The following is a 21,035-nucleotide window of genomic DNA, read 5'->3' as shown; positions in this document are numbered from 1 at the left end:
GTCCCGCCCGTCCAAAAAGGACGGGCGGGACGCCCATCCCACAAACTTGTGGAAGTTATTTAATTCTCATTCCATATCAAGTCCGGTCGAGCGACCGCGATTTTCGTAGGGGAGGGTTCGCCAACAATACCTGCCAATAATTGACAATCTCAAAAACCCGCCCCGACCGGGATATTATGGTTAATCGATCGCACATGATATCATTCACCTCCTCACAGCCGATCGCGCTAAACTAAAAGTAGCAATTCTCCTATCCAGCAGCATTGAGAAAATTATGCAGTGCGAATTGTGCGATCGACAAATGGAAGCATTAACCGCCCATCACCTCACCCCCAAACAAAACACCAAGCGCAAAAACGAAGATCCCAGCCCGACAATCGACATTTGCTCAGCCTGTCACCGTCAGATTCACTCTCTATTTGACAACAAACACCTCGCCCAAGAGCTCAATACCCTGGAAAAGCTCAAAAATGATCCTGAACTCCAGAAATTTCTCTCTTGGATTAAGAAACAAAAAACCGACAAACGCATTCAAGTACGCGGCAAAAAAGCTTGATTGCAGGGATCGAGTTCAGATATATAGTCCTGGCCGCAGTTACTGTCTGCCGCCCGGTTTCTTCATTAATTTTTCGTTTCCTAACCCAAAATTTTATAGAGAAACCCGGTTTGTTTGCGTAAATCCTAGTATAGTGATTTACTTATTTGTAACAAGCTGCCAACAATTATCATGAACCTCACCTCCCTCGAACTCGCAAAAGACCGATCGCGCATCTTCAAAAACTACCTCCAAATGGAAATAGATGCCCAAGCTAACATCAACAAACTAGCTTTTTTAGACAGGGGCGTTGAAAAATCCCCTTACCAACAACACATTAAAAACTATCCCGATTATCTCAAACAGAAACCCGACGGCTTAAAAGTAATTAGCTCTATTCCAGGCCCCAATAATCCCCTCAAACCTACTCCGTTTCCCAGCCTGGGAGAACTACCTCAAATTAACTCTCAAGCTTTAAGTTTCCTCCACGCAGACATCAAAGAAGCCTGCGTTTGCATTGGTACTTTTGTAGATGGCAAAATTCAGGCGCAGTGGCTGGGAAAAAACGCACTTACCAAAGCTGAACAGTGGAGTGCTACTAAAATTATCGCACTCCTTAATATCGTCAGTCAAGTAAATACCAAATATCCAGACTGCGACATTGACAACTGCGTTGTTAGAGATGGCAACGGGCTAAGACACGATTTTTACTTTTACGATTTAGCAAAAGATATGATTAGCTATGCCTCCAATATAGCAAGTTCAAACTCCTTAGCTGCGATGTTCAAACGCTTCGATACTCGCATAGGACTAGAGCAATGGCTGAAGAGCGCTACTGGCAATAATGACCTAATTTTTCGCGGCGATTACGGCGAAAATCCTTATCACAACAACCCCAAAATCTTCGATCTCACCAAAAAACAAGTGCTGCTAAGTGCGGCATTAAACAGCACCAAACAAAGTAATACCGTATCTGCTTATGATTTAACCAGGCTAATTTCCATGTTAGGATGGCACTTCCACATCGAACAGCGATCGCGCATGAAAGGATCTCAGTGGAACAGTTTAGAAAGCATTGTCAGAGCAATGGGACATGACAGCGCTCGATATGTGGACGTAGCAATTAAAACTTTGGGGATGGATACTCTCATCACTTCTCCAGTAATTATCTCAAAATTGGGTTACGGACTGAGCTCGATCCGGGGAACCCTAGAAACAGTTTATGTGGCTTTAGTGCGGTTTGTTGACGAGCGGCCGAAAGCGGCGGGAAAGCCGGCCAAACTCAGAACTTTAGCCATGACTTTGCGGGCAGAAAAAGTTTTAGACGGTTCCAGTGTCGATCGCTTGGCGATCGAACTCGACGCCAGATTTTGCGCCGAAATCACGGAAATTCTCCGCCGGTTGTTTGCGGAAGAATTTTAAAGGCGGGCGATCGACTACTTAGAAAGTCGGTGAAACTTGCGATAAAGCATCCTCTCCACCGGCTTTCCTCCCCGCAAATGTTGCTCAGTTATTGCCGCAACTTCCTCCTGACAAACACCGCTGTACCAAACCTCTTCTGGTAGTACCAACACCATCGGCCCGTTGCCGCACTGTCCCAAACAACCGCTAGCAACAACTTCAACTTCTGAGGGCGACAATTTCTGAAAAGCTGCCAGTACCTTTGCTGAATTTTGCTTGCGACAGGTGCGGTTCTGGCAAACAAGAACTTGCCTAGAAGATTGGATAATTTTCATATTTTTTAGTTGACAGTCGGCTGAATATATGCTACCTTTTTATCATGGGAATAGGTGTAGCCATATATGCCCAACTTGTAGGAAAGTCGTTAAAAACTTTGGACGGGCTAGAAGCCCATCCCACAACTCATTAAACTTGAATTGCATTCAATCGCTTTGAATTCCTCAAATTATCGTGGGGAGTAGGGGCCCTAGCGTCCCGCCCGCCCGAAAAATACAATTTAGATGCGGGACAGCTTAAGACTTCAGCGCACCCTACGGTTAATCTGGTGACAAGCCTTTGGAAGCCAACCATTGTCTATCGAACAAACGCGACTGATACCGAGCCCCGCCGTCGCAGAGTACCGTAACAATCGTATGTCCAGGCCCCATTTGCTTCGCTAAAGCCACAGCCGCCCCCACATTAATCCCCACAGAACCGCCCATAAACAGCCCTTCTTTCCTCAGCAGTTGGTAAATCACCCGGACAGCTTCAGTATCGTGAATTTGGATGGCGTCATCTACCGGGGCATTCTCCATATTTGCAGTCACGCGAGTCGTGCCAATTCCCTCAGTAATCGAACTACCTTCAGTCTTAATTTCCCCAGTTTTGAAATAACTGTAAAGCCCGCTGCCCATCGGGTCTGCCAAGACAATTCTCACAGCAGGATTTTTTTCTTTCAAAAACATTCCTACGCCAGCAAAAGTGCCGCCAGTACCAGTAGCTGTTACCCAAGCATCAATTTTGCCGTTTGTTTGTTCCCAAATTTCCGGGCCAGTCGTCTCGTAATGAGCTCGGCGATTGGCTAAATTGTCAAACTGATTGGCCCAGACAGCATTCTCCATTTCCTCCGCCAATCTTCCCGACAATTTGACATAATTATTTGGGTCTTTGTAAGGAACAGCGGGAACAGTCCGAACTTCAGCGCCCAAGGTTTTCAAAGCATCGATTTTTTCTTGAGATTGGTTATCGGGAATCACAATCATACATTTGTAACCTTTCGCGTTGCAAATGTGTGCCAAACCGATGCCAGTATTGCCCGCAGTGCCTTCAACAACAGTGCCGCCCGGTTTCAGCAAGCCTTTTTCTTCTGCGTCTTTGATGATGTATAAAGCAGCCCTATCTTTAACGGAACCGCCGGGATTGAGAAACTCTGCTTTACCGAGAATTTCGCAGCCAGTTTCATCGCTGAAGCTGTTTAAGCGAATTAGTGGTGTGTTGCCGATTGTGCCTACAAAGCCGTTTTTAATATCCATATTTTTTGCGTTTTTGCATCCTATTATTAATTTTTACAAGAAGTTGATATTTATTGCTACCAGTTCTACCAAATCTTGCTCATATTAAGTACGAATCCCGGCAAAACGGGGTCGCCGCTAACTGTAGCCGGATTCTCCAAACATTCTTCGGGCAAACCGGGACGGTAAATATAAACTCTGCGATTTTTGCGGTCAATTAACCAGCCTAACTGCACTCCTGGTTCTCTCATATATTCTTGCATTTTTTCTTGCAATGGCTTGAGATTGTCAGAAGCCGACCTCAGTTCTACTACAAAATCCGGGCAAATAGGTGGGAATTTATCTTGCTGTTCTGGTGACAAAGTATTCCACCGTTCCAGTTTAATCCACGAGGCATCTGGAGACCTGTCACCCATTGAAAGCTTAAATCCCGTACTGGAGTCAAAACACATACCTGTTCCATCTTGGCGAGCCCAAATATACAACTCTCCAAAGACGCTACCGCTGCGATTTCCTGTTGTTCCACCAGTAGGGGGCATAATTAGCAATTCTCCCGATTTGTTGCGTTCAATGCGTAATTCACTATTGATTTGACAGAACTCGAAAAACTCGTCTTCTGTCATTTGCAATTTTGGCGGTATTCGCAACACAATTGTTGATGACAGCATTTTGCCTTTCCTCCAATCTAAAGTGTTTACACAAGATTGCACAATTTCTTTGTTTGTAGTTAGCACTTGAGTGCTCGAAAATCAGGATTAAGGACTCAATTCCTAACTATAAGCTGGTGTGGGATCAATTCCGGTTGTATCGGAATGATTAAACCACAGAGGGCACAGAGAACACAGAGAAAGAGAAGAGAGAGATGCATAATTCCGATGTCAACGGATTTGATATTACGTGCGAATTATAGAGGTAAGGTGCTCCGTGGGCACCTTACATAATTAGGTTCTGCGTCCAGGAATGTTAAACCTATTTATTCGGCTGAGGAGTCATCCGCAAATAAGGCTTAATCGGCGTATAACCTTTAGGAAATTTCTCTTCCAACTCTTTCGGGTCGGTAATCGAAGGTACGATGACGCAATCGTCGCCGTCTTTCCAATCAACCGGAGTCGCAACGCTGTATTTGTCGGTAAGTTGCAAGGAATCAATTACTCGCAAAATTTCATTGAAATTCCGACCAGTGCTCGCGGGATAAGTAATGCTCAAACGCAATTTCTTTTCCGGGTCAATCACAAAAACTGTGCGGATTGTTAAGTTGTTTAGCGAGTTGGGATGGATCATGTCGTAAATGTCGGAAACTTTACGATCGCCATCTGCTAAAATCGGATAATTGAGGGTGACGTTTTGAGTTTCCTCAATATCTTTAATCCAGCCCATGTGAGAATCCACATCATCGACGCTGAGGGCAATGGTTTTAACGCCACGCTTTTCAAATTCAGACTTTAGACGGGCCACTGCACCGAGTTCTGTGGTGCACACTGGAGTATAGTCTTTCGGGTGAGAAAACAACACCACCCAGCTATCCCCAGCCCAGTCGTAGAAGTTGATTTCCCCTTCAGACGAAGCTTGGGTAAAGTTGGGAACTGTATCGCCTAATCGCAGAGTCATAACTGATTTCCTCTAATTTTATTTAAGGACTGTTCCTTATCATGCCATAATAGCCCGGTTTCTCGATCGAGCTGTAAAGGATTCTAAACTTTTTGGTCGATCGATCGGCAATTCCACTACTCTAATCTATGTGTGGCTTATACCGCTAAATTTTCTTGCTATGCTTTACTTTCTGCTGAAGGCAATACAGCCTATTTTAGTCCCGCTGTGTTTTGTGTCCGCCTGGGGTTTAGTTTTTTTGATATTTTCGAGTATCGGGCGTACTGTCGCCGACTCCCTGCGCCGAGCTCAGCGGATGCACCAAATCCCTTGTGCTAACTGCGTATTTTTCACCGGCGACTACCACCTCAAGTGTCCCGTTCAGCCTACAATAGCTTTATCTGAAGATGCGATCGACTGTCCTGATTATCGAGGGCATTCGGGAATTTACGGTTAAAAAATCCGATCGCCGCTTTACATATTTCTTAACATCTCTAGCTCTTTCAATTAAACTTAAGTTGTGGTAAAGAGATTTTTAGGAGTGTGGAAATAATGCTAATTCAAAAGCTAAATGCCTGCGACGAGTTTATTGCTGGCGACGGTACTCAACTGCGAGAATTGCTGCATCCAGACAAACAAGCTGTGGATTTGCGTTACAGTTTAGCCCACGCCACTTTGCCACCGGGACAAACTTCTGTGCTGCACTCCCTGACTACTTCTGAAGTTTACTACATCCTCAGTGGCGTTGGAGAAATGCACATCGACGAGGAAAATCAATTCGTGGAAGCCGGAGATGCAGTTTACATTCCCCCAAACGCCAAGCAGTTTATTTACAACTGTGGCACAGAGTCGCTAATATTTATTTGTATTGTCGATCCCGCGTGGCGAAAGGAAGACGAGACAATTTTCCAGTAATATCATGTCCTATCGAGCGATTAAAAGGGCGGGTTTTTGAGATTGTCAATTATTGACAGATATTTTTCGTGAACCCGCCCCTACCGTATTAGGGGTCATCGACCGGAGATAATATAATTATGCTCGTTACCAGGCTCTGCCCGGTAACGCATATCTAGAGGCTCTGCCTTTACTGAAAAAAACATCATCAACCGAAAATCTCTTTTAACAACAACAGCACCCAGCCATATGTACCGAGTGATTTCCTCTTTTTTCAACTTCGATGTGGAGTTGCAATAATCCTCGGATTCATTTGCATTGCTCCCGTCTAATTAGTTGAGGAAGTATCAGCTTTGTTGGTGGGTGCTGCTATTGGTTTTTAATGAGACAGATGTGAGATTAGACAGCGTTTTACTCCTTAGATTCTATTGTGAACTTCGCTGCGGTATCTAGATGTGGTATCTGTCAGAGAAGCTTTTTGTTCGCTTCATATTATTAATTTACCACCTTCTTCTAGAAGCGCAAGTACCTGCAACTAAACTTTACATTTTTAGAAGTAACTGCCGATAATTATGAAGTTAAATTAAGGATTGAGCTTTCTAGCTGCTCAGCTAAAATAGTAGAGTTCGGCTGTGCTTGATGCTGCGAGAAACGGCATAATGTGTGTATGAAAACAACCAAACTCATCAAACTGTGCGCCTTATCGCTCAGCATCTTTCTGCTGTGCAGCAGTGCAGTGACAGCCCAAACGACGGCGAACCCTCAACCTGGGCAGACTTACACGAATCAAGAGATTCTACAACAGTTGGTGAAAGCAAAAGTCGTGTATCTGGGAGAAACCCACGATAGCGCGGAAGACCACCAAGCTCAACTGAAGATTATCCGAGAAATGCAGCGGCAAAATCGGAAAATTGCGATCGCGATGGAAATGTTTCAGCGTCCCTTTCAAAGTGCGATCGACAACTACTTAGCAGGTAAACTGACTGAAGAGCAATTAGTCGAGCAAACAGAGTACGATCGCAGATGGCGGTTTCCCTGGGAATCTTACGCCCCCATTTTGCGGTTTGCCAAAGAAAATCAACTACCCGTCCTCGCCTTAAATACACCATCCGAAGTAACGAGAAAAGTTGCCACTCAAGGTTTAGAAAGCCTCACAGCCGAGGAAAAAAAGCACATTCCCCCAATATCCGAAATTCGCACCGACAAAGCCGAATATCGGCAACTGCTGCTAGAAGTTTACCAGCAACACCAAAAGGCAGGACAGGGAAATAGTACGGCTTTTGAAAGATTCTTGCAAGCCCAAGTTTTGTGGGATGAAACTATGGCGGAAAAAATAGCTGAATTTGTCAAAGCAAACCCCGACTATCAAGTTGTGGTGTTGGCGGGGAAAGGACACATTATTTACGGTTACGGCATTCCCAGTCGCGTCGAGAGGCGTTTGGGAGTCGGGAATGTAAAAGTGCGATCGGTTTTACTCAATTCCAATGACAATCCTGTTTTGTCGGCAGATAGACCCATTGCTGACTTTGTTTGGCAGCATTGATTTGATATGATCTCAAAAATATAACCCACTAAGCCAGAGCGAGAACCAAATCGTGAAAGTCAAGCGTCTAAAAATGAACTCATTCCGAGGCATCAGCGATTTGACCCTGGAGTTTGATACAGATGAGCCGACTGTGTTCATCGGTATCAACGGTGTGGGAAAATCCAGCATACTTGAGTGTTTGGCTATTCTTCTCTCCTGGCTGACCAAGCGAATTCAAACTCCCAATAGTAATGGACGTTCTTTCAACGAAGATGATATCAAAAAAGGATGGAAAGAAACTCACAACGAAATTACAATTTCAATCAATGAATGGTCGGAAGTTGTATGGTCTTTAAGCAAGGTCAGTAAAGGGCGAAGCAAGGATACTAGCAGCAATCTTGGGGACTTAAAAAAAGTTGTCGATCGCATACACAGTCAGTTAGATGCTAATTCTTACGCAGCATTGCCTCTGGCTGTTTACTACCCAACTAACCGTGCCGTACTTGATATTCCTTTGAAGATTAGGACGAAACATTCGTTTGAGCAGATAACTGTTTATGACGAGGTTCTCACGGGAGGGCAGATCGATTTTAGGCGCTTTTTTGAATGGTTTAGAGATCGGGAAGATTTAGAAAACGAAGTACGACTAAATGATTATGCTCAGTATCGCGATCGCGAACTAGAAGCAGTCAGATATGCGATCGAGAACTTACTAGACGGCTTTTCAAATTTACGGGTTAGGCGATCGCCTTTGCGAATGACGGCAGACAAACAAGGTGATGAACTGATCGTCAATCAACTATCCGATGGTGAAAAATGCTTGTTAGCACTAGCAGGAGATTTAGCAAGGCGTTTGGCGATCGCAAATCCGGATCGAAATTGCAATCCGCTTGAGGGTTCCGGCGTTGTTTTGATTGACGAGATTGAGCTCCACTTGCACCCAAAATGGCAACGGGCGATTATTCCGAATCTGAAAAAAACATTCCCAAATTGCCAGTTTATAATTACGACTCATTCGCCACAGGTCATCAGCGATCTCAAATGGGTTCATCTTTTGAGGTCAACACCTGAAGGAATTGCGATCGAGCGAGTACCCTCCTTTGGGAAAGATAGCAATCGGATTCTAGAAACGCTTATGGGAACTCCAGAACGTCCGCAGGAAATTATAGAATCTTTACGTGAATTGTTTCGCTTGATAGACAATGGCGAACTCGGAAATGCACGGCAATTGCGCCAAGAATTAGCACACCGAATTGGAGAAGAAGATCCTGAATTTGTGAGAGCAGATTGGCTAATTCAACGCAAGGAAATTCTCACTAAATGAAATATATTCAAAAGGGGAAAGAACCTCTAAATTTTTCCGAATGGAAGGCTACACAGAAGTCTCTCGGTGTCAACTATGATTACAAATATCTTTCCAACCCTGAGAAAGTATCGGTACACATTTCTTTGCTAAGTGAACAAGGCTATATTTGCTGCTACTGCTGTATGAGAGTTGAGCAAAGCAATAGCCATATTGAACATCTAGCCCCCCAGAGCAAGACTGATTCCGAATTATCTCTTGATTACACAAATATGCTAGGCTCTTGTGGCCGATATCCAAATTGGCCAGAGTATTGTGGCAATAAGAAGCAGAATCTTGCGATCGGGGTTTCGCCACTACAAGCCAACTGTGAAGAATTTTTTGATTACTCTAGCACTGGTGAGATACTGCCAACTGCTAATAATTTAGCTCATCAAAAAGATGCTCAAACAACCATTAAAGTTTTGGGACTCAATCATTATGACTTAACACAGGGACGAATTCAAGCATTTGAAGCACTGGAAGGAATAACACAGGAAGAGGCAGAATTATTAGCTCAAGTTTGTCAACAAATGAATGCACAAGGGCGATACCAGCCTTTTTGTAATGCAGTTTTGTATTTTCTCAAAAATTATTTTGGTGTTTCTTAAGTTTAATGTTACCCAAAGATTGCGCGATCGACGATCGGACTTAATATAAACTTGACCCCACCGCATCACCCGATCGCAGATTGCAGAAACTCGATGCACCAAGGCACACTTTACATATCGGTCATCCGTCGGTTATATTTACTACAAACCGCGCGCCCGGTGTGGGAGACTCCTCAGTCAATCGATTTTAGATTTTAGATTTTAGATTTTAGATTGAAGCATTGGCCCCACGGATAAATACGTTCGGCAAGTTTCATCGGATACAGGTTTTTTATTTCTGGGTCCTGAGTTTGCGCGTTGGAATGAATCACGTGGCGGGTATCCTGGATGCTTTCAGTCACGTCGGCCCGGTTTTTCATTGGTGACAATTTATTTAACTAATATATCTTAAGGAAAGAGACAGCGAGCGCCTTACTTTGCTAAAATTTATCTTGGAAATGTCAAGATTATCTTGTCAAAATATCAGGAAACACCGTGAACAATAGACCAAAAATACTTGCATTTGCCGGGAGTACCCGCGAAGCATCCTATAACAAACTGCTGGTAAAAGTTGCGGCGGCTGGGGCTACGGCGGCGGGTGCAGAAGTTACTTATGTAGATTTGCGCGATTTGCCGATGCCGCTATTTGACGAAGATTTGGAAGCAAAAGAGGGAATGCCAGAAAATGCCCGGCACTTGAAGGAATTGATGGTAGCGCATGACGGTTTTTTGATAGCTTCCCCGGAGTATAACAGTTCAATTACGCCTGTGTTGAAAAATGCGATCGATTGGGTATCGCGCCCAGCACCCGGTGAACCGGGATTGGTGGCATTTACTGGCAAAGTAGCGGTAATTATGAGTGCTTCCCCAGGGGGAATGGGCGGTTTGCGGGGATTGGTTCATTTGCGATCGATCCTGGGGAATATTAACGTATTGGTACTCCCGGATCAGAAAGCAGTACCCCAAGCTTTTGAAGCATTTAATGCTGACGGTACGATGAAAGATCCCAAACAGCAGGACTCTGTTGAAAATCTCGGTGCTAAGTTGTCTAATGTGCTGTCGAAATTAATCGCATGAGGCAATAAATTCATTTTGCAGTAGGGACACACCAATGTTGTGTCCCTATCCCAGCATCTGTTATTTTGCTGGCTGCATCAAGTGCGATCGCCTCGCAAAATTGCTACGATCGTAGTTGATTGGCTGTTATTCTCACCCCCAAATTAACATGACATTCACCGGAGATCCCGACTCAGCACCTGCTTTGCCGACAGCAGCAGAAGCAGCGGTTGCCAAAACCAGCAGCCGCGCTTTAGAATCGCACTTGCAAAATCATCCGTCTGGCGAATCCCTCAAATTGATATTAAACGAAAAAGAGGGAAAGACAATTGACATACCTGCCGCAGCATTGCCACTGCTGTTAGCGATTTTACAACAGACAAGCAGCGGCAATACTGCCAGGCTGATTCCAATTACTAAAGAACTTGATATCTGGCAGGTTGAGGTCATACTCAATGTCTCTCGCGAGTATGTGTGGCACTTACTAGATTCTGGCGCAATTCCTCACAAAATGGTACGCGGCTGTCGCCGGATAGGTTACGAAGATGTAATGAAATATAAAAAGCAGAGTTACGAAAAAAGTATGAAAGGGATGGATGAGCTTGTAGCTGAATCAGAAGCACTAGGCTTGTACGATTGAAGTATGGCTATTTTCACTGCTGTTTATGATGCTAACATTTTATATTCTGCACCGCTGCGGGACTTCTTCGTCCAGTTAGCAGCTAGCAAAATAGTTGATGCCCGTTGGACAGAAGAAATTCACAGCGAATGGATGAGAAATGTACTTCTCCACCGTCCGGATATCACGTCGGAACAGCTTGCCAGAACCAAAAACTTGATGAATGAAAATGTTGAAAATTGCTTAGTGCAAGGTTATGAGCTAATTATACCTGAGTTGGAACTTCCCGATCCGGGCGATCGGCACGTTCTAGCAGCAGCAATTCATTCTCGCGCGGATTTTATCGTTACTTTCAATCTCAGGGATTTTCCTGCTGAGAATCTCAAACAATATAACATTGAACCGCTGCACCCAGATGACTTTATCCTGCGCTTTCTCAACTTAAAGTTTGAAGGTGTATGCAAAGCAGCGGAGAAACAAAGAATCCGGCTTAAGAATCCGCCAAAAACGCCGGACGAGTATTTACAAACGCTGGTAGAATTGGGACTGCCGCACTCAGCAACTCGGATGCGAGAATTGTGCTATTGAGATTAGTGCGATCGCAAATCACAGACTTTTCCGAGTTTCTTCCAAGCTTTATTCTTGTATCTTCCCACAGGCTAACTCTTCGACCTAGCCAATATACCACTCATCTACTTATTCCCACACCGCAGTAAACGTATTTTCCATTGTGCCTCTACTTGAAAACGGGTATAATTTTATTTCCTAGAAATAATAGCTCGTGAAAAACTTACCACAAATTGTACCAAAACCGCATCACCCGATCGACGTAAAACAAAACCACCCGATCGCAGATTGGCAGAAATAGACAAGAGTAGGCATACTTGAACCATCGGTCATCGGTCGGTATATTTCTTCCAAACAGCACGGCAGGCGTGGGAGACTCCTCCGTCACGCCTGCCCTGCAGTTTTATTTGATAATTGTTCGATTTCCTACGGGATAGCTTCGCTTAACCTAAATTACCCCATTTTTTTCTTCTTCCAAGCCTCCACAAACGGCAAAAACACCGACACCAACTCCTGCCGATTCATCACCAAAGTCGGATAAGAAATCCTGCCGTAATTCTTCCCCACTTCCAGCGGAAAAATCCCCTGAGATTCCAGCGGTAGCCAAACCGCACCAGCAGCCTTCACAATTACCCAACTCCCCGCAATATCCCAAATTTTCGGAGTCGCTTCCACCCCTCCCATAGCCACACCCGAAGCCACAGTCAAAAAATTGTAACTAGCCATGCCCAACATCCGAATTTTACTCGGAAGATGAGGCCCGATACCCACACTTCTGGAACACAAATTAAAAATATGATTCCCGCTCATCTTATCAGCAGTGGGACAAATCGGCCGATTGTTCAAAAACGCACCTTGAGGCATATTTGCCAATACATTGTCGCCCGCCAAATCCCCTGCATAAAAACCGTGAAAAAACTGATTCACCGGCGGCAAATGCACGCAGCCAAAAACCGGAGTTCCGCGATACAATAAACCCAAAGAAATCCCCCAAATCGGAATTCCCCTAGCAAAATTAGTCGTAGCATCCAGAGGATCAACAACCCAACACCATTCATTCTCTGGGAAAACGTGTTCTCCTTCCTCACTCAAAATCCCGTGACTGGGAAAAGTAGATGAGATCGCACTTCTAATCTCCGCATCCGCCCAATTGTCAGACTGCGTAACCAAACTCCCATCATCCTTCTCATCTGCTTGTGCAGAACCAAAATCTTTCAAAAACTGCTGGCCGACTGTCTTGACAGTAGTCTGAGAAAAACTTAAAATAGAATCCCAAAAATCTTTCATTTGCAGTTTTTTTGTATTAAGGACTGAAGCCCTTGATTAACAAGAGAATGAGGACTAAAGTTCTCACTACAAACCTTAGTCTAATTCATTTTCAAGAATAGTGGCGATCGCACTTTTAGCATTATCCTGAAACTCCCGAACATCCACCCTACCCAACAACCAAACAGCCAGAATCATACCCACCGCCGGCACCGCAAACACCAACCCGTAAGCCAACATCGGCACCCCAAACAAACTCCTGCCCAAATCCAAAATAGCACCGCCACTAATCGTCGCCACACCCCGCGCCATCGCCTGCGACAAACCCCAAGCACCAATAAAAGTCCCCGCCGTTTCCGCCGCAGTCAAATCCAACATCAAACTCAATGCACCAGTCGTCGTAATTCCCGAAGCAAAACCAAAAAACATTAAAGCCGACTTAAACACAATTGGATTACCAGTAAATCCCGATAAAATAATTAAACCAAAACAAGCCGCCACCGACAAACAGCCCAACCTAATCGTATTTTGCTTGCCAATGCGCGGCACAATTAAAAAACCAGTAGCGCTCAAACCGATCAGAGTACCTGTACCATAAATAGCATTCAACCGCGTAGTTTCCGAAATCGGCATCTTAAAAATTTCCCCGCCGTAAGGTTCCAAAACCGCATCCTGCATAAACAAGCAAATTGTCATAATCAGCAGGAAAGTAAAAAACAAACCGGTTTGGCGGCTAGCGGTCAAAATCCGCAGCGCACTTCCCAGAGTAATTTTATCTTCTCGATTCACTGCGGACGATCGCATCTTGTACCGCGAATACTTTTTCTCAACGCCAAAAGTCGCAATCCCCACCAACAGCAAAACAAGCGCTGGCACCTTCACAAACAAACCATTAATCGAAGCCTGCAACACTTCCCGTGGCACATCCCCATCAATTTGTTTCAGCAAACCGCTGCTAATAATCGCCCCGATAATAATACCAACCATCAGCATCGACCACACCACACCCACCAACTTCGATCGATCCTCCTCATCCGAAACATCCACCAACAAAGCAGCAAAAGGAGTCGAACTCGAACAAATAGCAATACCATAAAGTGCAAAAATCAAACCCAACAAACCCACCCAACCGTAAGTAGGAGTAGTCCACCCCACAGCCTCCAAACTGCTGCCCAAGCGCCACATCACCTGCACCGCCAAAAAAGCAGAAATCACAAACAAAACCCCGCCCATCCACACATAACCCGTGCGGTGATGGCCAAACAAAGGCCTAGCATCAGACATTTGCCCGAACCACACCCTAGCCGGGGCGACAAACTGGTGCATAGCCAGCGTACCAGCCACCACAGTAGCCGGAATCGCCAACTCCTTAATCATGACGCGATTGAGCACCCCCAGGGTCAAAATCGACATCATGCCCAATCCCATCTGAAACAAACCCAACCGGAACATAGTCAGCAGGGTAACTCTCTTGATAGCAGGAGTCGCGGAATCTGTTAATCTTGAATCTGGTAAACGGTCGATCGACATAACTACTCAAATAAACACATCATTTGCACTTATAGTAACTGAGATATCGCCACCAGCCGCCTTTCCTCCCCCGGCTAGAAGCTCGATCGGGATTATTCGTATAAATTCATATAAAAATAAAGAGAATCAATAACTGTGGATTTACCAACCGTGACAACCATTACCCTAGGACAAAACGGCCCAGCCGTCATTCCCCTGTGCGTCGGAACTTGGGCTTGGGGCGACAAACTATTTTGGAACTACGGCAGCAACTACGGCGCCGCCGAAGTCGAAGCAGCATTCAAAACATCCCTTGACAACGGAGTCAACTTTTTTGACACAGCCGAAGTCTACGGTAACGGCTTGTCAGAAGAATTGCTGGGGCAGTTTCTCAAAAAAACCACCCAACCCGTGCAAATAGCCACCAAATTCGGCCCCGTACCTTGGCGGATTACAGGAAAATCAGTTTCCCAAAGCTTGAGTGCCAGTTTAAAACGCTTGCAAGTAGAACAAATAGCCCTCTACCAAGTGCACTGGCCCTTCACTTTTTTACTGAGTCAAGAAACCCTGATGAACGCCTTAGCCGACGAAGTAAAACAAGGCAGAATTCAAGCAGTAGGAGTCAGCAACTATTCAGTAGAACAGATGCGCCAAGCCCACAAAATACTAGCAGCCAGAGGCGTTCCCCTAGCAACAAATCAAGTCCGGTACTCATTGCTGTCGCGGCAAGTAGAAAAACAAGGAATTGTGAGTGCAGCCCGCGAATTGGGCGTCACAATTTTAGCATACAGCCCCTTAGCCCAAGGATTGCTCACCGGCAAATACACAGCCCAAGAACCACCTACAGGAGCCCGCAAAATGGACTCCCGCTTCAGCAAAAGCGGCATCGAAAAAATTGAATTAGTCATGTCCACCCTGCGGAAAATGGGCAGAAAGCGCGATCGTACGCCCGCCCAAGTTGCCCTAAACTGGTTGATATGCCAAAACGGAGTCATCCCCATTCCCGGCGCCAAAACCGCCAAACAAGCCCAAGAAAATGCAGGCGCGTTAGGCTGGAATTTGAGCCAAGAAGAAGTCAATCAATTAGAATTAATGACACGTCCCTGGCGAGAATAAATTTGTTAATTGTTGACTGTTGACTGTTGACTGTAGGTTGTTCCCTGTTCGCCGTAGGTTGGGTTTTACTTCACTCTACCCAACCTACAGTTCACTTTCTTCTCCCCTTTTCCCTCTTCCCTCTTCCTTCTCCCCTCTCCCCTCTTCCTTCTTCCTTCTTCCTGACATCCGTTACATCCGTTACATCCGTTACATAATCCGTTGCCGAACTCCCCTCTTCCTTCTTCCTGACATCCGTTACATCCGTTACAAAATCCGTTGCCGAACTTTGTCTTACTATGAAAATCTTAACTGACTGGGGCTTCACGCGCGAAGGCTGGCGCAACAACAGCCGCGGCGAATATTTAGTTTTGCTGCAAGGAGGATTGCTCACAGGATTTGTAATCTTACCAGTTTATCAACTGCCAGGATTAAAAATTCAATCAACCCACTTACTTTATATTATCTGGTTTATGGCCAGTATTCTCGGCTTAACCGGATTAATTTTCATCATCAAAGGATTGATAGACTTAGGAAAAAACCTCACACCTTTACCATATCCCAGAGAAGACGGAGAATTAGTCCAAACAGGCATTTACGGAATAGTGCGGCATCCATTATACAGCGGCTTAATTTTAGCAGCCCTCGGCTGGACACTTTTTCAAATGAGCATATCCCACTTAATAGCCAGCGCACTATTAATAATACTTTTCGAGATCAAAGCCAACCGAGAAGAAACCTGGTTAACCAAAAAATATCCAGAGTATTCAGAGTACCGCCAAAAAGTCAAAAAACTAATTCCCGGAATCTATTAACAGTTCGATCTAAAAACCTCGCTGTCAACAGTCAACTGTCAACAGTCAACTATCTAAAGACCATTACCAATCAGAATAAACGGTGCCCAGTAGTATGGATGATGCAAACGACTGGCCACTGACGGTTTCAAACCGCTGCGAGTTTGAGCTAAAATTGATAAATTGGCCGATCGACCCAACACTGAATCATCACCTGTAATTAAGGCTATTTGCGCTTTTTGCAAAGCTTCTGCCTTTTTATTTCCCGACAGCAACGCCGTATAAAAAGCTGTCATCAACGCTTGAGTGCCGCCATCATCTACTTTCCATAAAGATGCGATCGCAGCTTTTGCTCCTGTTTCCTGTATCTGGTAGCCAAAACCTAAAATTTCTTCTCCATTACCTAGTTTACCACCTATCCCCGTCTCGCAAGCACTCAATACTACCAAATCTACATTCAGTAGGTTTAAAGTTTGAATATCGGGCAGGGTAATTACATCCTCATCACCTAGCAAAATAAACGAATCTTCCGGTTGTCCGGTAACAAACATAGCATGAGTTGCCAAATGAATAATGTTATAATCTGGCAAACGCGGAATCATTGTGGCACGATTGAATTCCCGATCTATTAATTTTGTAGTTCCCGGCACCATCGCAGCTAAATTTTCCACTTCCAGCCCCGCAAATTGCAAGCCAGAAAAAGCAAATGGAGTAGACCCCCGTTTAAAAGTAGAACGACGCGCACCAAAAGCAGCCGCCAAAACGCGAGGTTGATAAGTCGTTTCTCCATTGAATTTTGTGAGGCTCGTAGCAGTAATATTATTAATGGCAAACCGCTGCCCCAACCATTGTTTACCATCATATAAAGCTGCTAGAGGAATGTAGCGCAACTGTCCATCAGGAGCATAAATAATGCTTTTAGCTTGTGCTTCACTCAGATCGTGTTCGAGGGGTTTGATTAACCAATTATAAAGTTTCTTAGCTGGGATTGTGGCATCGGAGTTGGGATCTTCCAAAGCCATGCGAAATTCCAGAATTGCTTGATTGAGTTCTTGTTTTTTAACTGCTACAGTACGTCGGAATGGGGGAGAGTCAGCAGTTGTTATTACCAATTCTAAACGGTCTTCTAAAATTAAAGGCTGAATCAATACGGCTTTTTTTTCTAACCGCTGCAATAGGTCTCCCCGTATGGTATTGAGTTGAGCTAGATTCACAGTTTGTACTCTAGGGCTGAGTTGTTGGAGAATGGCAACAATTTCAGGAGAATTAATAAATTCGTTGAATGTGCCGCGCATTTCCTGCTGCATTTGCCTGAGATTGGCAATTTCTTGTTGCTGCTCAGATGTGCGATTAGCTGGAGTAATTTTTTCTAATTCAGCCAGCTTTCTGCCTAGTTGAATCTCTCTATTTAAAATTTCATTGTGTCTGTTTCGGATTTGCTTTTCTTGAGGAGTTAAGGGAATACCTTGTGCTGTTTGTTCGTTTCCCCGAACGGAACGGAGATAATCTTCTATTTCTTGAATTTTGAGTAAATCGAGGACTTGTTGTGCTTCTAAAACTCGGTCTTGTTGCAGTAATAAATCGGCGAGGAGGCGGTAGGTATCGGCGACAGTTGTTGTATAAGAAAGCTGTTGTTCGGGGGGGAGAGAGCGCAAATCGCTGCGAATTGATTCGGTGACATTAACGGATAATTTATAAAAGGCTATCGCTACTTCTGGTTGATTTTGTTTCGCCAATACTTCCCCTATGTTACTAAGAATGAGGCGTTCTGTTTGGCGATCGCCAATTTCTCTAATAATTCCTAAAGCTTTCTGGTAAGAATTTAATGCTTGGTCAAATTGATTTAAACCTTGATAAACACTACCAATTCGATAGAGTGTTCTCCCAACCCAAGGCTTTTCTCCTAATTCTTGGGAAATTGATAATGCTTCTCTCAGCACTTCTAATGCTTGAACGTACTGTCCTTGCTCGGAATACACAGAACCTATATGATTTAAAGTACGACCAATACTTGCACGTTCGCTGAGTTGCCTCTGAATCAATAACGATTTTTCATAGAAATTCAGAGCTTTTGAGTATTCTTTGAGTTTTTCATAAACCGTCCCAAGGTTCAGAAGAGTTATTGCTTCGCCGGAGCGATCGTTCGCTTTTTTACGAGCAGCTAAAGATTGCTGAAAAACTACCAAAGCTTGAGAACTTTGTCCTAGATAACTGTAAACTACTCCAATATTATTTAAAAGGCGACCACTACTCGATATATCGTTATCTTCTTGACTGATAGCAAGGTTCTTCTGATAAAAATTAAGCGCCTGAGAATATTCCGCTAAACCTTCATATACTACCCCTATTCCATTAAGAGAGTGTGCAATATTTACCTTGTCGCCAATTTCTTCATGAATTACTAAAGCTCGTTGATAAAAGTCTAGAGCTTGGTAATATTGTCCTTGTCGGTAATAAGCGTTAGCTATTGCAATCATACTTTTTCCCACTCTTACTTGGTCATTTAATTCCTGATGAATAACTAAAGATTTTTGTAACAATGGGAGAGCTTGGGAATATAAATTTAGTTGAAGATAAACAGCACCAATTGCATAACTAGCTTTGCCAATACCTGGGCGCTCGCCATTCTTTTGGTAAATTGCTAAAACTTGTTTGTAAATCTCTAATGCTTCTTGATACTGACTTTGGTCATATTTTTGCATCCCTGTTTCAAAGAGTTTTTCAACTTCAGTTTTAGGTTCCCCAGTAGTTGAATTTTGTGTAAAATAAAAAAAATCTGGTTGAAAATCAGAATTAATTATACAAGATTCCTCCGATTTAGTTACTATCGGTAATCCTGACAAGTGCCCTATTGATAATTTTAGTGTCACCAATAAAAAGCCAACCTGAACCGAGTTAACAAACATATAAAAGGGCTATATCTAGTTTTTAAAGAATACAAATACTTCTCCTAAAATTGGCTAATTGCAAATACAGCACTTTTGAGTTTATGAATTACACCCCAGAAACCAGGTTTCTTCAAGAAACCTGGTTTCTCTGTACCTCACATACCTGAAAACGGCTGTATTTGAGTAATGATTGTTTCATTAAGGAGAGGGCGTTGGCGTTGGAGGTGGCTCTGACACTTGCGGTGCCGCTCTCCGAAAGTTTGAATCTCCAGATCTTGAACGACGGGGCGTTGGCGTTGGAGGTGGCTCTGACACTTGCGGTGTCGCTCTCCGAAAGTTTGAATCTCCAGATCTTGATAAAGGCGGTGGCGGTGGAGATGGCTCTCCCCGAAAGTTTGAATCTCCAGATATTGGTAAATTTGACTCTTCTAATTCTGGTAATAGTGACTCTAAGGAGAGCCTGCATATATCGGCAATATTAGCTAGAGTGTATGCTACACCACTTAGATCGCCAATTTTCTGATAAATAGCTAAAGCAGCTTGGCAAAGTTGTAAAGCAGCACTATAGTTTTTTGCTTCAACCTCCTTGTAAGCTTCCTGAAATAATTCATCAGCTACCTGAATCGCAGATTTGTCATCGCTCATTTTCGTTCTTGCCTCTCACCTCATGATTTCCAATTTCATACTCACTCTAAAAACTGTTCTCCGGGAAAAATCAAAATTTTCTCTAAATTAACTCCCCAATCCTCCGGCAAAGCGTTGCGGTTTTGCCAAACTTGCCTTGAGTTTGGCAATCTGCGTTTCCAGTTCCTTAACTTTTCGCGTATTTCCTAAAGCTTTGTGACTGTTTATGGCTTGCGTCAACCAGCGAAGTGCTTCTTGCTTTTCGCCGATCGCCCCGTACAACTCCCCCAAAGCCTCCTCTAACTGCGCTTGCTCCCCGATGTCTTTGGCTGCACTAGCTAATTCCTGTGCTTTTAGATAATTGCTCTCCGCCAGCAATGTCACCCCTTCTTGCCAGTATAAATCGCCGAGCTTGCGATAGGCAATAGCTTCTTGAAAACCCGTTGCTACCAATGCTTCCAATGTCTCGATCGCCTCAGATTTCAAATCCGAACCGATGTAAAAATAAGCACGTTGCAAAGCTTTGGTTTTCTCGGCAATTTTTTGACTGTTAATTTGCTCGATCGCCCCTTTCACCAGTTGCTTTTGGGTCGGTGGTAGCATTCGGAAGCTTCGATCGCCCAGTTTTTCCTCGTCAGATGTCCTGCCGTTCTCAGCTTTTACCACCAGTAAATACACAAATCCCGGTTCCAGTTGTGGTGTTCCCGGATACACTACCTCATTTCCATTAACTTTTGTTTCCCAAATTGTGCGATCGCCTTTCACTAAACTAACAGTATAATTATTAACACCGGGAACTTTATTCCAACGCAATTTCGGTTGATCGTTCAGCAATAAAGTGCGTCGGGGACTGATAATATAAGGAATTAAGACATCAAGAGGCCCGCGAGGATCGGCAGTATAATCCTCACAGTCGATCGCTAGCATTTCCGGTCGATCGATACCTGAAACTTGAGGATGCAATCCATTAATTATCGGATCAACTCTTGACGCTGTGACGATCGGGATTAAAGGCGTCAGCCCAAAAATAGCAAAGTAAGTAAATGTTTTGCCTTTGAGATTGATTGCTGTCAGCTTGGATGGATGATTATTTTTCATGACCTAAATTATTTTTCATTGTTCGCGATAGCGAAGCGATCGCATAAACTTTGGAAATCTTCATTAGTCCTCTAAAAGAGGACTTGTGCTTTGAG

At 44.1% G+C, this 21,035-nt stretch carries 22 protein-coding genes; 12 read left to right on the top strand and 10 right to left on the bottom strand.

Annotated features, from left to right (window positions below):
* The first annotated feature begins 274 nt into the window (after positions 1 to 274).
* Both QUB10_RS26185 and QUB10_RS26180 read left to right on the top strand, forming a co-directional pair.
* Positions 275 to 556: a hypothetical protein gene (locus QUB10_RS26185; RefSeq protein WP_333206105.1), complete on the top strand. Its 282-nt coding sequence runs from the start codon at positions 275 to 277 to the stop codon at positions 554 to 556.
* 171 nt (positions 557 to 727) lie between these two features.
* Entirely contained in the window at positions 728 to 1,957 is a 1,230-nt protein-coding gene (locus QUB10_RS26180; RefSeq protein WP_333206104.1) for a hypothetical protein, read from the top strand.
* Positions 1,958 to 1,971: 14 nt separating this feature from the next.
* Here the strand turns inward: QUB10_RS26180 and QUB10_RS26175 are convergent, their stop codons facing one another.
* The 4 genes from QUB10_RS26175 to QUB10_RS26160 all read right to left on the bottom strand — a co-directional run bounded on the left by QUB10_RS26175 (position 1,972) and on the right by QUB10_RS26160 (position 5,094).
* Positions 1,972 to 2,271, bottom strand: coding sequence for a (2Fe-2S) ferredoxin domain-containing protein (locus QUB10_RS26175; protein WP_333206103.1), 300 nt, complete (start codon positions 2,269 to 2,271; stop codon positions 1,972 to 1,974).
* 261 nt (positions 2,272 to 2,532) lie between these two features.
* A complete protein-coding gene (locus QUB10_RS26170; RefSeq protein ID WP_333146687.1) occupies positions 2,533 to 3,507 on the bottom strand; it encodes a cysteine synthase A in 975 nt (324 codons plus the stop codon).
* 65 nt (positions 3,508 to 3,572) lie between these two features.
* Positions 3,573 to 4,154, bottom strand: a complete 582-nt coding sequence (locus tag QUB10_RS26165; protein ID WP_333206102.1) for a Uma2 family endonuclease — start codon at positions 4,152 to 4,154, stop codon at positions 3,573 to 3,575.
* A 301-nt stretch (positions 4,155 to 4,455) separates the two neighbouring features.
* A complete protein-coding gene (locus QUB10_RS26160) occupies positions 4,456 to 5,094 on the bottom strand; it encodes a peroxiredoxin (protein WP_006632618.1) in 639 nt (212 codons plus the stop codon).
* Between the two features lie 160 nt (positions 5,095 to 5,254).
* Between QUB10_RS26160 and QUB10_RS26155 the strand changes: the two genes are divergently transcribed.
* The 8 genes from QUB10_RS26155 to QUB10_RS26120 all read left to right on the top strand — a co-directional run bounded on the left by QUB10_RS26155 (position 5,255) and on the right by QUB10_RS26120 (position 11,687).
* Positions 5,255 to 5,530 carry a hypothetical protein gene (locus QUB10_RS26155; protein WP_333206101.1) on the top strand — a complete coding sequence of 92 codons (276 nt, stop codon included), beginning with the start codon at positions 5,255 to 5,257 and terminating at the stop codon, positions 5,528 to 5,530.
* A 95-nt stretch (positions 5,531 to 5,625) separates the two neighbouring features.
* Positions 5,626 to 5,988 (top strand): cupin domain-containing protein, encoded by a 363-nt coding sequence (locus tag QUB10_RS26150; RefSeq protein ID WP_333206100.1) that lies wholly within the window; start codon positions 5,626 to 5,628, stop codon positions 5,986 to 5,988.
* A 646-nt stretch (positions 5,989 to 6,634) separates the two neighbouring features.
* Complete coding sequence (locus tag QUB10_RS26145; RefSeq protein ID WP_333206099.1) at positions 6,635 to 7,510, top strand: ChaN family lipoprotein; 876 nt, start codon at positions 6,635 to 6,637, stop codon at positions 7,508 to 7,510.
* Positions 7,511 to 7,562: 52 nt separating this feature from the next.
* Positions 7,563 to 8,816 carry an AAA family ATPase gene (locus tag QUB10_RS26140; RefSeq protein WP_333206098.1) on the top strand — a complete coding sequence of 418 codons (1,254 nt, stop codon included), beginning with the start codon at positions 7,563 to 7,565 and terminating at the stop codon, positions 8,814 to 8,816.
* Positions 8,813 to 9,445: a retron system putative HNH endonuclease gene (locus tag QUB10_RS26135; RefSeq protein ID WP_333206097.1), complete on the top strand. Its 633-nt coding sequence runs from the start codon at positions 8,813 to 8,815 to the stop codon at positions 9,443 to 9,445. The genes QUB10_RS26140 and QUB10_RS26135 overlap by 4 nt, the downstream gene beginning before the upstream one ends.
* A gap of 474 nt (positions 9,446 to 9,919) precedes the next feature.
* Positions 9,920 to 10,501, top strand: coding sequence for an NAD(P)H-dependent oxidoreductase (locus tag QUB10_RS26130; protein ID WP_333206096.1), 582 nt, complete (start codon positions 9,920 to 9,922; stop codon positions 10,499 to 10,501).
* Between the two features lie 148 nt (positions 10,502 to 10,649).
* On the top strand, positions 10,650 to 11,120 hold the full coding sequence (locus tag QUB10_RS26125) for a hypothetical protein (RefSeq protein ID WP_333206095.1): 471 nt from the start codon (positions 10,650 to 10,652) through the stop codon (positions 11,118 to 11,120).
* A 3-nt stretch (positions 11,121 to 11,123) separates the two neighbouring features.
* Entirely contained in the window at positions 11,124 to 11,687 is a 564-nt protein-coding gene (locus QUB10_RS26120; RefSeq protein WP_333206094.1) for a PIN domain-containing protein, read from the top strand.
* A 202-nt stretch (positions 11,688 to 11,889) separates the two neighbouring features.
* On the opposite strand, the gene QUB10_RS26115 is transcribed toward QUB10_RS26120, so the two are convergent.
* The 3 genes from QUB10_RS26115 to QUB10_RS26105 all read right to left on the bottom strand — a co-directional run bounded on the left by QUB10_RS26115 (position 11,890) and on the right by QUB10_RS26105 (position 14,462).
* Positions 11,890 to 12,054, bottom strand: a complete 165-nt coding sequence (locus QUB10_RS26115; RefSeq protein ID WP_190661231.1) for a hypothetical protein — start codon at positions 12,052 to 12,054, stop codon at positions 11,890 to 11,892.
* Positions 12,055 to 12,119: 65 nt separating this feature from the next.
* The gene (locus QUB10_RS26110; RefSeq protein WP_333206093.1) at positions 12,120 to 12,953 is read right to left on the bottom strand and encodes an inositol monophosphatase family protein; all 834 of its coding nucleotides are present in this window, start codon (positions 12,951 to 12,953) and stop codon (positions 12,120 to 12,122) included.
* 75 nt (positions 12,954 to 13,028) lie between these two features.
* The gene (locus QUB10_RS26105) at positions 13,029 to 14,462 is read right to left on the bottom strand and encodes a BCD family MFS transporter (protein ID WP_333206092.1); all 1,434 of its coding nucleotides are present in this window, start codon (positions 14,460 to 14,462) and stop codon (positions 13,029 to 13,031) included.
* Positions 14,463 to 14,612: 150 nt separating this feature from the next.
* Between QUB10_RS26105 and QUB10_RS26100 the strand changes: the two genes are divergently transcribed.
* Both QUB10_RS26100 and QUB10_RS26095 read left to right on the top strand, forming a co-directional pair.
* A complete protein-coding gene (locus tag QUB10_RS26100) occupies positions 14,613 to 15,557 on the top strand; it encodes an aldo/keto reductase (RefSeq protein ID WP_333206107.1) in 945 nt (314 codons plus the stop codon).
* A 278-nt stretch (positions 15,558 to 15,835) separates the two neighbouring features.
* Positions 15,836 to 16,351 carry an isoprenylcysteine carboxylmethyltransferase family protein gene (locus tag QUB10_RS26095; RefSeq protein WP_333151339.1) on the top strand — a complete coding sequence of 172 codons (516 nt, stop codon included), beginning with the start codon at positions 15,836 to 15,838 and terminating at the stop codon, positions 16,349 to 16,351.
* A gap of 53 nt (positions 16,352 to 16,404) precedes the next feature.
* On the opposite strand, the gene QUB10_RS26090 is transcribed toward QUB10_RS26095, so the two are convergent.
* The 3 genes from QUB10_RS26090 to QUB10_RS26080 all read right to left on the bottom strand — a co-directional run bounded on the left by QUB10_RS26090 (position 16,405) and on the right by QUB10_RS26080 (position 20,940).
* Positions 16,405 to 19,032 carry a CHAT domain-containing protein gene (locus QUB10_RS26090; protein WP_333206091.1) on the bottom strand — a complete coding sequence of 876 codons (2,628 nt, stop codon included), beginning with the start codon at positions 19,030 to 19,032 and terminating at the stop codon, positions 16,405 to 16,407.
* 384 nt (positions 19,033 to 19,416) lie between these two features.
* Positions 19,417 to 19,863: a hypothetical protein gene (locus QUB10_RS26085; protein ID WP_333206090.1), complete on the bottom strand. Its 447-nt coding sequence runs from the start codon at positions 19,861 to 19,863 to the stop codon at positions 19,417 to 19,419.
* A gap of 87 nt (positions 19,864 to 19,950) precedes the next feature.
* On the bottom strand, positions 19,951 to 20,940 hold the full coding sequence (locus QUB10_RS26080; RefSeq protein WP_333206089.1) for a tetratricopeptide repeat protein: 990 nt from the start codon (positions 20,938 to 20,940) through the stop codon (positions 19,951 to 19,953).
* Between the last annotated feature and the right edge of the window lie 95 nt (positions 20,941 to 21,035).

The sequence above is a fragment of the Microcoleus sp. B5-D4 genome (assembly GCF_036705145.1).
In the GTDB taxonomy this organism is placed as follows: domain Bacteria; phylum Cyanobacteriota; class Cyanobacteriia; order Cyanobacteriales; family Microcoleaceae; genus Microcoleus.
The sequence above is the reverse complement of the archived record's forward strand: the minus strand, read 5'-3'. Positions and strand labels throughout refer to the sequence as shown.

Coding starts and splice junctions, on each gene's coding strand:
- QUB10_RS26185 (WP_333206105.1), top strand. CDS start 275: ATGCAGTGCGAATTGTGCGATCGACAAATGGAAGCATTAACCGCCCAT.
- QUB10_RS26180 (WP_333206104.1), top strand. CDS start 728: ATGAACCTCACCTCCCTCGAACTCGCAAAAGACCGATCGCGCATCTTC.
- QUB10_RS26175 (WP_333206103.1), bottom strand. CDS start 2,271: ATGAAAATTATCCAATCTTCTAGGCAAGTTCTTGTTTGCCAGAACCGC.
- QUB10_RS26170 (WP_333146687.1), bottom strand. CDS start 3,507: ATGGATATTAAAAACGGCTTTGTAGGCACAATCGGCAACACACCACTA.
- QUB10_RS26165 (WP_333206102.1), bottom strand. CDS start 4,154: ATGCTGTCATCAACAATTGTGTTGCGAATACCGCCAAAATTGCAAATG.
- QUB10_RS26160 (WP_006632618.1), bottom strand. CDS start 5,094: ATGACTCTGCGATTAGGCGATACAGTTCCCAACTTTACCCAAGCTTCG.
- QUB10_RS26155 (WP_333206101.1), top strand. CDS start 5,255: ATGCTTTACTTTCTGCTGAAGGCAATACAGCCTATTTTAGTCCCGCTG.
- QUB10_RS26150 (WP_333206100.1), top strand. CDS start 5,626: ATGCTAATTCAAAAGCTAAATGCCTGCGACGAGTTTATTGCTGGCGAC.
- QUB10_RS26145 (WP_333206099.1), top strand. CDS start 6,635: ATGAAAACAACCAAACTCATCAAACTGTGCGCCTTATCGCTCAGCATC.
- QUB10_RS26135 (WP_333206097.1), top strand. CDS start 8,813: ATGAAATATATTCAAAAGGGGAAAGAACCTCTAAATTTTTCCGAATGG.
- QUB10_RS26125 (WP_333206095.1), top strand. CDS start 10,650: ATGACATTCACCGGAGATCCCGACTCAGCACCTGCTTTGCCGACAGCA.
- QUB10_RS26120 (WP_333206094.1), top strand. CDS start 11,124: ATGGCTATTTTCACTGCTGTTTATGATGCTAACATTTTATATTCTGCA.
- QUB10_RS26110 (WP_333206093.1), bottom strand. CDS start 12,953: ATGAAAGATTTTTGGGATTCTATTTTAAGTTTTTCTCAGACTACTGTC.
- QUB10_RS26105 (WP_333206092.1), bottom strand. CDS start 14,462: ATGTCGATCGACCGTTTACCAGATTCAAGATTAACAGATTCCGCGACT.
- QUB10_RS26095 (WP_333151339.1), top strand. CDS start 15,836: ATGAAAATCTTAACTGACTGGGGCTTCACGCGCGAAGGCTGGCGCAAC.
- QUB10_RS26090 (WP_333206091.1), bottom strand. CDS start 19,032: ATGCAAAAATATGACCAAAGTCAGTATCAAGAAGCATTAGAGATTTAC.
- QUB10_RS26085 (WP_333206090.1), bottom strand. CDS start 19,863: ATGAGCGATGACAAATCTGCGATTCAGGTAGCTGATGAATTATTTCAG.
- QUB10_RS26080 (WP_333206089.1), bottom strand. CDS start 20,940: ATGAAAAATAATCATCCATCCAAGCTGACAGCAATCAATCTCAAAGGC.